9 protein-coding genes are annotated in these 13049 nt (G+C 57.0%); 5 read left to right on the plus strand and 4 right to left on the minus strand.

The features are described from left to right. Positions 1-319 precede the first annotated feature (319 nt). The 5 genes from BM118_RS12615 (at position 320) to BM118_RS12635 (ending at position 5982) form a co-directional block, all read left to right on the plus strand. Positions 320-1336, plus strand: a complete 1017-nt coding sequence (locus BM118_RS12615) for a polysaccharide deacetylase family protein (RefSeq protein WP_177234242.1) — start codon at positions 320-322, stop codon at positions 1334-1336. 434 nt (positions 1337-1770) lie between these two features. Further along, the gene (locus tag BM118_RS12620) at positions 1771-2655 is read left to right on the plus strand and encodes a prenyltransferase/squalene oxidase repeat-containing protein (protein WP_177234243.1); all 885 of its coding nucleotides are present in this window, start codon (positions 1771-1773) and stop codon (positions 2653-2655) included. Further along, a complete protein-coding gene (locus tag BM118_RS12625; protein ID WP_092185636.1) occupies positions 2646-4154 on the plus strand; it encodes an MOP flippase family protein in 1509 nt (502 codons plus the stop codon). Before BM118_RS12620 ends, BM118_RS12625 begins: the two co-directional genes overlap by 10 nt. Before the next feature lie 52 nt (positions 4155-4206). After that, on the plus strand, positions 4207-5259 hold the full coding sequence (locus tag BM118_RS12630; RefSeq protein ID WP_177234244.1) for a hypothetical protein: 1053 nt from the start codon (positions 4207-4209) through the stop codon (positions 5257-5259). Positions 5260-5343: 84 nt separating this feature from the next. Beyond that, positions 5344-5982: a hypothetical protein gene (locus BM118_RS12635; protein WP_092185638.1), complete on the plus strand. Its 639-nt coding sequence runs from the start codon at positions 5344-5346 to the stop codon at positions 5980-5982. 205 nt (positions 5983-6187) lie between these two features. Here BM118_RS12635 and BM118_RS12640 read toward each other — a convergent pair whose 3' ends face one another. From BM118_RS12640 to BM118_RS12655, 4 genes are all read right to left on the minus strand, one after another. Next, a complete protein-coding gene (locus tag BM118_RS12640; RefSeq protein WP_177234245.1) occupies positions 6188-7321 on the minus strand; it encodes a hypothetical protein in 1134 nt (377 codons plus the stop codon). Between the two features lie 238 nt (positions 7322-7559). Beyond that, the gene (locus tag BM118_RS12645) at positions 7560-9482 is read right to left on the minus strand and encodes a heparinase II/III family protein (protein ID WP_092185642.1); all 1923 of its coding nucleotides are present in this window, start codon (positions 9480-9482) and stop codon (positions 7560-7562) included. A gap of 222 nt (positions 9483-9704) precedes the next feature. Continuing rightward, entirely contained in the window at positions 9705-11579 is a 1875-nt protein-coding gene (asnB, locus tag BM118_RS12650) for an asparagine synthase (glutamine-hydrolyzing) (RefSeq protein ID WP_092185644.1), read from the minus strand. A gap of 172 nt (positions 11580-11751) precedes the next feature. Continuing rightward, positions 11752-12612, minus strand: coding sequence for a WecB/TagA/CpsF family glycosyltransferase (locus BM118_RS12655; protein ID WP_092186161.1), 861 nt, complete (start codon positions 12610-12612; stop codon positions 11752-11754). Positions 12613-13049 lie beyond the last annotated feature (437 nt).

The raw sequence follows: 13049 nt of genomic DNA on the forward strand, positions 1-13049 counted from the left end.
AACGACCGGAAAATGGGCGCCGCAGCGTCGACCGATGGGGTGACAAACGCTCGTGGTAACCGCGTCCAACGCTCTACTTCGGAGGTACTCACAATTCGTAGAACGCAGTCCCCTATGAACTCGATCGATATGTTCCTGTTCTGGATACGCTGTTTTGAATTCTGGATATCCCGACGTGCATTTAAGGACGACTCGCTATGACAGCTAATGGCTTTGATCATGGAGATTGCGGCGTGCGACTGACCGGCCGCGATGCACTGTGTCTGTGATCTCGCACTCTCGGATAGGAATTCTGCAACCCTCAGGATAGCGTTTGCACATGGTCCCGATTGTGAAGGATTGCTTATATTACGGCGCGAGCCGAATCGGCGAGCTGCCGTTCTTCCGGGCACGCCTTGCGGCGAGAGCGGCCATAATTCTGTTTCATGAAATACAGCGCGATACGCGATCAGAGTTGATGACCGGAACGCCGGTTGCGCTCTTCGAGTATTCGCTCAACTGGCTCCGGCAAGAGGGATGGGTCATCGTCAGCGTCGATGAATGTATCGAGAGGCTAGCGCGCAATGATCGATCGGAGCGTTACGCAGTTCTGACCTTTGACGACGGCTATCGAGATAATGCCTCCGTAGCGCTTCCAATAATGGAGCGGCACAATGCGCCGTTCATGGTGTACGTGCCCACCGGCGCCCCAACACGATCGATGCAATCTTGGTGGCTGGGGCTGCGAAGGTTGTTTCTCTCGAGAGATAAAGTTTCAATCGATGCACTTGGTCGCCAATTCCAATGCTCCGACCTTCGGAGCAAGACATCCGCATTGGCCGAGGTGACCCGCTGGGTCCACCAGGATTATCGGCGCTGTGCGATGCTCTCGTCGGCGTTCAAAGAGAGTGGGATTTCGTTAGCGAAGTTGAACGACGAGTACTTCCTGGACGAGCGTGAACTCTGCACTCTTGCGCGTCATCCGCTCGCGTCAATCGGCGGCCATTCGACGTCACACCAGGCGCTTTCAACCCTGGACAGCGACTCGGCGCGAGCCGAGCTAGCCGATAATCGAAGCTATCTTGAGAATTTGCTGCAATTGCCTGTTCGACACGTCGCTTATCCTTATGGCGCGTGCGGGCCTCGCGAAGAGGATCTGGCAAGCCAAGCAGGCTTTCAGACTGCGACGACAACGCGACAGGGACGGTTGTACGACCACAAGCTGAACCCTTTTGCGCTTCCTAGAATTGGCATTTCCAGTCGTTCTGGGCTCAGAGCGCGAATGAGCGGCATCATCGAGGGGATGCAGGCGCTAGCGGAGCGCCGTGTCGTCCCTGAGCTCGGAGATCATCAATGATGATCATCGTGGAGCGGTACCGGTTCATCGGGTGCCCGGTCGCAATCTGCGGAGAACATCACAATACGCTTCGTTCTGAACGAACCCGACCGTGAGAGATTTCAGAAATGATAGTTCGAGATATGGCACGATCCGCCAAGCTCCGGCTGATTAAGAGATTTCCGCCAGTGTCAGCGAAGGAGCTGTTGCGAGGGGATAGACAGTTAGAAGCCCGTTTGGATTGCGGTCCAGTGCGAGCAGTCGAACTGACCCTAGATTGGCTATGCCGTGCCCAAGATATGAGCCCGGGTCGCGACGGAGGCGTTTCAGGCTTCTATACGCTTGGATGGGGGTGGTCCGCATCATACCCGGAGACGACGGGATACATCGTCTGCAGTTTCATTGATCAAGGGCTCGAGCGCTGTGACGATAGTCTTCTCGATCGTGCCCGTCTGATGCTGGATTGGCTGGTGAAGATACAGTTTCCTGAAGGTGGATTTCAAAGTGGACTAATCGATACCGCACGTCCGGTGCCGGTAACCTTCAATACAGGGCAGATACTACTGGGCCTGGCGCGGGGGACGGAGGTGTTCGGCGATCGCTATCGAGATGCCATGGCCCGAGCAGCAAATTGGCTGATCGAAACACAGGATGCGGACGGCTGTTGGCGACGCGCTCCCACTCCGTTGGCTGCTCCCGGCGAAAAAGCTTATGAAACTCACGTGTCTTGGGGGCTTTTCGAAGCCGCCCGGATTTCCGGCAAACGGTCCTGGGGGGAGGCGGGATTGCGGCAGGTTCGCTGGGCGGTGGGCAAGCTGCAGCCCAACGGTTGGATGGCGGACTGCTGCCTGTCGGATCCTGAGGCACCGCTGACGCATACGCTGGGCTACGCACTTAAGGGGATCGTGGAAGCATATCGCTTCTCAAACGACCGCTTCTTTCTCGAGGCCGCCGTTCGCCTCGCGGATGGACTGGCCACTTGTATCGGACAAGACGGATATCTGGCCGGACGTTTGCGCCGCGATTGGTCTCCAGCGGTCGACTGGGCGTGTGTGACAGGCTCATCGCAGATCGCCTGGTCACTTATGTTTCTTGGCAAGAACGCGGAACGGGCCGGGTATCAGGCGCTTGCGCGCAAGCTGAACCAATTTGTCCGGCGAACGATACCGGTAACGGGAGATATCAACATGGTCGGGGGCATAAGAGGATCCTGCCCGTTCGATGGGGAATATTTCCCGCTTGGTTTTCCGAACTGGGCGGCCAAGTTCACCCTCGATGCGAATCAGTTCGAGATCGACAGCGATCCTGAAAACGGACGTAGCAGTCGCCCATGCAATTGAGTACCACCAATCTGAAGGATAGACTCAGGGGCAGTGACTTCGAGGTCTCCTCGACTTCCGCTGTTTCCCCGATACGGTGGACTTTCCTGTCGGCGATTATATCGGCATTGGCCGTGGCCGTTCAGCTTGCGGTTGTCAGTCGGTTCTTGTCGGCATCGCAATTGGGGATCGCCGCGCTGGCAATGATGATCCTGGGATTCGCAACGGTTATCTCCGACTTTGGAATAAACAAGGTCTTGATCAAGGAGCAACATCTAACCCCCGGGCTCAGGACCTTTCTCTATGCTCTCGAACTGATCTTGGGTTTCGCGGTCTGGCTCTTGGTTTGGACAAGTGCGCCTTCGCTGGCCGATTACTACGCGGCGCCGGAGCTTGCATCGCTCCTCAGGTGGGGATCCGTTTCTCTATTGATTGTCCCCATTGGACACCAATTCTATTGCCTTCTTTCAAGAGATCTTCGCTTCAAGCAACTGGTTGTTTTTGAAATCGTGGGCTCCATAGTCGGGCTCGTAATAGCTGTTCTTGCAGCCATTCTAGACCAGGGCGCCTATGCGATCGTCTGGGGCTGGGCCGGCAACAGTTGGGTAAAATATTCGCTTCTCGCGCTTGTCGGATGGCGACAATATCCGCTGACGCAAATGTGGGAGGTCGAAGGTCTCTCGCCGCATCTGAAATTCAGCTTTTACGCGACAGTAGAAAGCATTCTGACCTATATCGCGACCAACATCGACTATCTCCTCATTGGATATTACCTGGGCGCCCGCCAGCTGGGCTACTATGCCTTGGCTTATCAAGTAGCAACTTTTGCGCCTCAGAAGATTGGTCCCATTCTTACGCGAGTTGCATTTCCGATGTTCGCAAAGCAGCAGACGGACGACGCCGTTCTGCGGGCCCGCTATCTGAATTTTTCGCAACTCTCAATCGTCCTGACGCTGCCTTTGCTTGTCGGCGCCCTGATAACTGCGCCCCTGCTGGTGCAAGTCGTGTTTGGAGTTGGGTGGGAACAGTCAATTCCAATACTTCAGCTACTGACGATCGTTGGCTTCGGAAAAATGTTGATAATTCCTGTCGTCCCGCTTCTGTTGGCGAAGGGGCGAGCTGATCTGGCGTTCGCGTCGGGATTGTTAGTTGCCCTGGGCACCCTTGTTGGCTTCTTGCTGGTTGTCGAGATGGGACTGCAGGCCGTTGCGGTGGCTTTTGCCATCGTGGCATGCTGCCATGCAGCCTGCATGCTCGGCCTGGTGAGATGGATGATCCACCTCAAATGGCCGACCTATCTATTGTCGATAAGGACGGCTGTTGTGGCAACAGCTTGGATGAGCCTTGCAGCCTATCTTGTAGTGGCGCAGACCATCATTCCCGTGACGCCAACGGGCCGCCTCCTGGCGGCGATTGTCGTCGGTGGAATTGCATATGGGGTCCATATCATGGTCGCGGATCGGCCTATGGCCCTGAAAATTCAGAATTTGCTGACAGGCCGTTCCGATGGAGTGGCTTGATCTCGCTTGTCGCTCTTGAGGCCTCTTCTCCTCGAAGTGAAATGGTTTGCGCATGGACGGTGAGTTCAAGAGTCATCATCACCCCGTTGGCCCCGACGGCGTCGGCGACCAGGCGGCCCTGTGCCCATCAGAGCGCTCTTCCAGCCTCGCGACAAATTCTTTAATCGACATGTCACTGGGCAGCCGAAGACGCTGCTTGATCCCAATCGCATTTCTGCGTTTGAGCGTCCTTCTTCTCTTGCTTGGATCGGCGTCGTCCAGTTACGGCGCCAAGCTCCTCTTCAAGTCGAGCTTCGAAGGGCCTCTATTGGGCAAGCCATATGATTGTGGAACATCATGTTGGCAGGATATCGGAGGTTCTGATCCAGTGACCGGCTATCGCTGGGCGCCAGAAATCTGGCGGGGCGGTGGAAAGCTTCAGCTTCTCGCAGACACGCCAGTCACGCCGGATACGGTGAGCACTTATGTTTTCAACGAAATCCAGAAAGTCGTGGGGCCGCGAGGTCAGCAAACCTCCGTTCTCTACAGCGAGATACGGCAGCGCGGCGGCGGTGCCACGCAAACCCCATACCTTCTGACGCCTTCCACGACAGCGCGGCAGGAAGACCTTTACGTGAGCTATTGGATCAAACTCCAGCCTGACTGCTTGGAGAGGCTTGGGGCAAACAACTGGCGGGCGCTCTTCGAATGGAAGACGACTGCTCAACGCAGGCTCATTACTTATATTTATACCGACCGCTTGAATAAGCCTTATTGGTTTTTGAAAACGGACGACCTGTCGGGTGGTGTGACGAAAAGCTTCTGGGAAATCGCGAATCATATCGCCCCTGTGCCGATCGGAAAATGGTTCAAGTTCGAGTTTTTTTGGCATCGGAGTGCGCTAGGCGAGGGGCGAGCATGGCAAGCGATCGATGGACAGGTGGTATTTGATCGCTTTGGGCCATTGCTTGGTGGAAACGACCCGATCGACCGGATCATGCTGACGCAAGTGTATGCCGGTGGAGCTGTGCCGAAATATCAGTGGGTGGACGACATTGAAATATGGGATGGATTTCCCTGCGGAGATGGCGTGCCTTGTGAGCCTGGGCTGACCATTCCGAAATGATTGGTGCAGATGTCGTGTGGCGATGAAAATCTCTGCGGATTAACCCAGAACGTGCGACGAGACTGTGCTGGAGGTTGTTGTGACATGACCGATATCGCGTCTTCTCTGTCAGCCGCTAAATTCATTGCACGGAAGTACATCCGTGGTTACTCGATAAGCTCGACGTTCGACACGGAAGAAGGACTGTCTGCGTTCAGCAAGGCCGTCCAATCCTCGAAATGCTATCTGGAGTATGGCAGCGGCAGCTCAACCGTTCTCGCCGCCAAGTTTGCGCAAAGAATGATAAGCGTCGAGAGCGATGCCGTCTTTTGCCGTGCCGTGAGAAAGATGCTTCCGGAGCGCGCCGGCATAAGCCTCATCCACGTCGATATCGGGCTGACCCGCCAGTGGGGATATCCGGTTTTCACGCGACCAACAGAACGCAGAATCCGCCGCTGGCAAAAATACCCCCAAGCCCCGTGGCAGTTGTATGATTTCTCTCCCGATCTGCTTCTCATCGATGGCCGTTTCAGGGTGGCTTGTGCGCTCGAATCGCTTCTTCATATCGGGGAAGAAACCACGATTCTAATCGATGACTATCCCGGGCGGCCATACGAGATAATCGAGGAGTTCGCTGATCGTACCGCCCTCTACGGGACCATGGCCGAATTTAGAAAGAAGAGATCGTTTGACAGCGCAAGGTGCAGGGCACAACTGGGCCTTTACTATGCGGATTACCGCTGATCGATCCAGTCAACCCTTGCCAGCATTGTGCTTACCAGCCGGCTCGCCCATCACAGCATCAGGCTCGTTCGCTGCATTGGCGCGGGGGCGCGTTGCCTGAGTAGAACTGCCAAGATGTAGGTTCAAGCCTGCGATGGACCTGCGGTCGGCGGATCGAGCCGCAATGTCCGGAGCAAGATGTAAGCTTCGGCGAGCCGCGCCGAGCTCATCCATGTGCCGGCAAACCACTCTGCCTCATCGCCGCATCATCCAGGATCCCGCGTGGCATTCGTTGTGTTTGCCCGGTCATGAAAAGCAGAAACAAGAGATTGGATTGATGGAAGATCACGCCATTTGTGAAAAACAGCACCAGGAACAGTGCAACGCAGGTCGCCCTGTATTCAGGGGCCAGACGCGACAGGATCACGTACCAGGCATAGAGGGTCGCCGTCGTGCCGGCGAATCCGTAGCAAACCATCAAGCTCAGGAGATCGTTATGAGCAGCCAGCGGGAAAGCGCCATACAGCCAGATCGCTCCATGCCCAAACAGCAGTTCCATGGGCGATGAGTTTTCCAGCACTTGACCATAGTAGCGCCAGATTTCGTCGCGCCCGCTGGTCAAATTGGAGGCGTCCAGCTCGAAGAAATCTCGATCGCGATAAAGAATTCGTTCCAGGAAGGCGTCGGTCAATTCGGGGTTCGACAGGAGATAGGCTGTCGCGACGGCGGAAACGACCAGTATCGCGAGAAAGGTCCTCAAATTGAACGAGCTGAATTTCTTGACGAAGAATGCGAGGAGGAAACCCAGGAGCGCGGATCGAATATTGAGAACGGTTAGCAAAATCAGAGCAACTATTGGAAAGCCGATCCATTGATTGATCATCAACAGGGAGAACTTCGCTACCGTTTGGGCGACGACATGGAACGGTTGCTCATTGAGGACGGTCAACAGATCTGCCTGTAGTCCACCCATACGCGAAAAGAAAATGAGCAGCAGACCGCAGACGACAGGTGTACCCAATATCAAAGTTCGCTTTCGCAAGCGGACAAAGGTTAGCGGCTCACAGCGCGACAGGATCAGCAGGAAAATAATCGGCAGAAAGACGGTTATCGAAAAATAGAACTGCGGGGTGGCGTCGGCAGGTATCCAGAGCAGGTTAACAATCAGCAGCGAAAAGACGATGGCACAAATGACCATGTCTCCGCGGGACGTCCCGGACGTTGCAATCTTCAGGGCCGTCAGTCCTAACGCCAAAAAGACGTAAAGGGCCACCACCGCCGTCCCCTTGTCTCCGGGACTGAGAATGTCGATAGCGCACCTAAACATGAGGAACGAGAACAGCGCGTTGACAAGCATCACACGGGGTGCTCCGCTGAGTTCGCATTTTTCAAGTTCGGATTATCTTTAACGAGTTTTCGCTGCAATTGCCATCGGAGGTCTCTGCCGTCCGGGGCATCTCGACCAGGCGATTTCCGGGAGGCGAGGGCGCCCTGATTGTTGGCAAAAGGCCGGACACACCGTGAGGCGCGTCGGCGCCCTGCTGACCTGCCTGGTGCCACAGGGATGCGCCCGCTCTTTGACCAACCCGGGATGTGCTTCAGCACGACGCCACCACGCTATCGAGGACGTCAATTGTGATGGTCGAAGGCTTGTCGAGACGGCCCTCGAAAAGGATTTGATCGGTAGGCATGCGGACGCCGAAAGACGGCGACAGCCACCCACGGCCCGTTGCTTGGTCGCCGCGAACCACTCTCGGCTTCAATGGGCCGGCGCTTGCGACTCGAATGAGTTGACGATTGTCATGCGCGATCATCACCCCGCGCGGATCCGGCTCGATTGTTGAACGGCAGGCCGGGTCCAGGAGAAACGATACGGTAACGCTTCTATCTTCGGCGCCCTCGAGAAGTTCGTCGATGATAGTAAACCGCGATGAGCCATCAAATTCTACCGTCCGCTGGTGCTTCACGCCACATTGCGCAAGGTATCCGTCGTGCTCTGCCACGATCCGCGCAACTGGCGTGTCTTCGGACGATATGAGGCGCGTATTCGCCTTGCTCCCCCAGTTGAACGGTCCAGATGGGCGACTTGATCCAATGCCATCGAGCCGCAGGGTGTTGTGGACCGCGGTATCCCTGAACAGGTCCCGCAGGTCCCTGCTCGAGTGATAAAGATACGTTCCTGCATCTACGATAACAGGCTGGTCGCCAACGGAGAGCCAAATGGAAAGCGCGTCCGCATGACCATGGGCCGCGATCGACAGATAGCCGATCGGTCCGTGATCGAACGTGAGTACGACGGGATCCTTCTGCTTGCTTCGGATGACCGAGTAGCCCCCGATCGGAAATGAGCGTACTCCAACGAGTTGTCTTGGCGATGCCTTCGCGGACCCTAGAATGGCATCACGGATGCTTGGATCCTTGGCCGGCGGAGCAAGATGCTGGCGGCCAACGCAATCCGAGACGGCGGCTACAATGGACGCAACATATCTCGGTTCAGGCGCCTGTGTTGTCGCGATAGCCCGGCAGTCATCGAAATCGCCGATCGCGGGCACTTTGGCGCCAGTGTCCATCAACCAAAGGGAATGCTCAGCCCATGCCGAAAGCCGCTCCACGGTTGTTGCCGGCAAGCTGCGTTCGCGTCCGAGTGCAGTAGCCGCAACGAGGAGCAGCTCAATCGAAAATGCAGAGTAGCCGGCAGCTTGTTCGGCACCCACACCATCCGGATAAAGTTGCTGATCAATCTCGGCAAGCAACGCGCGCCAGCTCTTCTCGCGCAAAGCGACCGCACCGGGAAATCCTGGAGCCATGATAGAGCCCACAATCAGTCCCGCAAGCTCGGCGATCCGATGATTGTTGGCGGACGAATTGAGCGATGGAAATCGCCGGATCCAATCGACATGCGCAAAGAAGAAGCGAAGCGCGGCCCGGCGTGCGACACTGTCGAGGCTATCAATCCCGACGATGGAGAGCGCCATTGCGACTGAAATGACACGGAGTGCGAGTTCGATGCCGGAGGTCCAGGTGGGCCCACGAAAGGGTGGATTGCCCGCCATCCATGATCCGATCATGCCGGTCAAAAGCATAGACGCGTTGCTGTTCTCCAGCACTGCCCCCGCGGCGAGAGGTACCAAAAATTGCAGTCGGTTGAGCTCCCAGACGCGCTTCATCTCTCGCGTGTTTATTCCATGCCGAAACGAGATATCGAAGGTATAGGCGTCCCATTGCGGAAAGGGTTCGCCGTCCTCGGGATCGATACGCCAGAAGCTCGGATTCGGTGGGATCGCCGAAGGCGTCGGCCAGCGAGCACCGAGAAGGTCAAAGTTCCCGGCACGGACCCTGTCGGCCTCGCTTGCTATGAGAGCCAACAAATCCGAAGGCAACGCGTGAATCCGGGCACCAACGCCAGGTATCGCCGCTAGTGGACCAAATGGTTCGATCCTATCCCAGCCGCCGTTGTGCCGGCGCCCAATTTGCTTGGCGGCGGTTTCGACTACCCGGTGGACGATCTCCGACGTGCTCATTGACGCCAGACGGTCTCGGTACCAGGCAACTCGTCCCAAAACGGATCTCAAAAGAGTCGTCTCACCTGCATGTCGTCGCTGGATTCCACCATAACGAAAGGCCGCGATCGTGCTGGCCTAACGGGGATCGGCCCGAAACGGCGGGCCTGTGAGGTTGGCCCCGTCGTAGTGGCGGTCGCCCCACGTTTCGTCGTTGCCTTTGGAGCGCCAGGTAGACCATTCTCATGATGCCACCCTGAACGCACGCAAGAAGATCTCGAGATTCACGAACGACCAAAGAAGTCTTTCGTGGTTCTGTCGAGCGTCAAGGTGCTCCGTTACAAGCTGACGGAGCCTGTCGCCGCTTACCATTTGTGCCACGCCGGACGTTTCGCTGACCAGCATCTCCCGCAAGAACTCACGATAGGGACCTCTGAACCATTCCCCGATCGGCACCCGGAAGCCGATCTTCTTCCGCCGTATGATTTCCGATGGCAGAATCTTGTCCATCGCCGCCCGCAAAACTCTCTTGCCTCCCTTGCCTCCGGTCAGAAAGTCGTCCGGGAATCTAGCCACGACGCCCGCCAGCACCGTATCCATAAACGGCATCCGGCCCTCGATTGATCCTGCCATCATCATTCGATCGCCGCGTTCCAAAAGGTTATCCGGAAGCCAAGACGTCTGATCGAAGAACAACATACGTCGCAGGCTGGATCCAATCTGCGACGAATATGGAAACAGGTCGGGCGGGGTTGCTGAAAGCAGTCGCCCCAGCATTGCTTCACTTTCGCCGACCGAAAGACCGCCGAACCATACTCTCATGCGGTTTGCGAGATCGCGCTCGCCTGCGGCCAGCGCAACAATTTTTGCACGCCTCATGCCATACGGCAGCGAGCGGACTAGCGGATGGATCAGCCGCTCGTGCAACAGGTGTGGGATGAGCCATTGATAGAGGCCGATCCATCGCTCGGCCCGATACTTCGGATATCCACCCATCAGCTCATCGGCGCCTTCTCCCGTAAGTACCATCTTCACGCTACGAGAAGCCATTTGCGAAAGCATGAAAATCGGGATGTCAGACGACTCGCTCACCGGAGCACCGCGACGCAGGACGGCGGTCGACCAATGGTCCATGAACGCGCCAGGCTCGACAATTAGATCATTGTGAATGGTGCCGAACTGACCTGCAATGACGCGCGCGTGATCGAGCTCCGAATATCCGGTCTCCCGAAAGCCTACCGAGAACGTCCGCACCGGCTCCGTACTGTGTTTGGCCATGGTCGCCACGACCGCCGACGAGTCGATGCCGCCCGAAAGATAAGCGCCGTACGGCGCGTCGCTGCGCATGCGAATTCGGACAGCCTCGTCGAACGCACCTTCGAATAGTCGAATTGCATCGTTGAACTCCTTGACGTCCGGCACCGCCGTCGCGAACGGCGGCGTATAATAGCGTGTCGACTTCAACATGCCATTTTGCCATACCGCACAATGACCAGGCTGTAGCTTCTTCACCGACTGAAAGAACGTCGACGGCCCCGGAACATAGCGATTAAGAAGATAGTGGCCGAGCGCATCGGAATCTAAGGCGCGGCTGAAGCCCGGGAACTGAACGAGCGGCTCAATCTCTGAGCCGAAGAGAACAGCCCCTTGCGCCTCGGCGAGAAACAGTGGCTTCTTGCCGAAGGCATCGCGGGCAAGCACCAACCGCTGCTCAGCGTCGTCCCACAGCGCAAAGGCGAACATGCCGCGCAATCTGCGCACCGAGTCGAGCTGCCAGGCCCGATATGCCTCGATCAGCACCTCGGTATCCGAGTCCGTACGAAAGTGATGGCCAAGAGCAACGAGCTCCTTCCGCAGCTCAAGGTAATTATAGATCTCGCCATTGAAAACCAAGTTAAAGCGGCCATCCTCGGTCGCCATCGGTTGGGCGCCGCCACCGATGTCGATGATGGAAAGCCGGCGGTGGCCAAAGCCGATTTGATATCGCTCCGCCGTTTCGTAAAGCTGGTAGCCTGAGCCGTCCGGCCCCCGATGTAACATCAAATCGGTTAGCTTGATGAGAGTTTCGCGATCCTGATGCTTCGCGGGCCCAAGAACCCATCCGAATATCCCACACATCGCAAAATGCCTTATCTGGACGATAGTTTGACGATGCTCGTCAGGTCATATGCTCGTTTCTGGCTACCGCTCCGATTTGAGCTATCAATCAAACTGAAGGTCAGAAGGCTGAAACACGGTTCCTCAACGTGAGATCGCTCGCATTAGCGCGGGCTGGCGGCGTCGACTCCAATTAAAGCATAGCAGTGTGTCGTTCGCGGCTTGGCGAGTACGTTAGCGGGGCTTGGTGAACACCTTGGACTGAATGGCCTACATCCGCTCGAGGCGGCAGCCCGCTGTTTTCTCGCGGTGCTATGCCTAACCTCTGGCGTACAATGGCTTGGGCCAGAATGCCGGCGAACAATGTATTGGTCTTGGCATATCGCCACCACATGCGTCTTGGCTCCTGATAGACGCGGTAAAGCCATTCGAGCCCGAGGTGCTGCATGCGAACTGGCGCCCGCCGTACCGCGCCGGCAAGAATATCGAACGAACCACCGACACCCATGATGAAAGGTATACCGAGCGTATCGCGATACGACGCGAGAAAGCGCTCCTTGCGCGGCGAAGGCATGCCGATAAAAAGGCAGTCGGCGCGACTAGACCGAATTTCGCAGACCACTTGGGCCTCCTGCTCGCGTGTGAAGTAGCCGTCCCTGAGGCCAGCGAACGCGATCGAGGGATGCTTGTCGAGGACTCGCCGCGCGGCCTGTTGCAACACACCAGGCGTCGCTCCGAGAAAATACGGTTTGAAGCCGTCCCTTTCACATAGTGCAAGAATCTCGGTGAGCAGATCGATGCCGGTCACGCGCGACTGGACCGGCAGGCCGAGTGCACGAGCCCCCCACACTAAGCCCATGCCATCAATGCTGATCACATCACTGCTAGCGACGTCGGCAGCGAGCACCGGATCAAAGCGCATGCTGACTAACTTGGCGACGTTGAGCGCAACATGTTGCAAACGCTGCTGGCTATGCATTGCTGTGCGTGCGAGCTCGACCGTATCGGCCATCGTCAGGACATCAATGGGGCACCCCAGAAATGACGCACGCATCGCCACCCTCCGCTCACCGCCGTGCAGGCGGCGCAGCAAATCTGATCACCTCTATCCTCATCGAAGCGACAATAGCTTAGGGCCTGCTGAGCAAGTACAAGCAGAAGGGTTGGTACATGGGGCGGAGTGGCTACCCAATTGTGAGTAAGTCCGTGTTGAACAGATTCGCGGTCGTTGCCGGCTGCCTGATCCCGCGACGTGAGAAGCGGAGCTCGAATACAGCCGCGGTCGCTGCGGAGGCTCGCAAGCTTCCACGCGGCTGGCTGGTGTGGCGCGAAGGTCGGTTGCCGCTAGTTGGTCGCCGCGGCGTTGAGGTGGCGGGGCAGTACGAATCTCGAGAAAGGCGGCTAATGTTAAGTAGAGCGGGTCGGCGAACGTCCGGGCCAACCGCTGGACCGACGTTGCTGCAGCGAAGGTATGAAAGTAGCGAGGAGCCA

It is taken from the genome of Bradyrhizobium sp. cf659, assembly GCF_900113725.1.
Classification (GTDB): domain Bacteria; phylum Pseudomonadota; class Alphaproteobacteria; order Rhizobiales; family Xanthobacteraceae; genus Bradyrhizobium.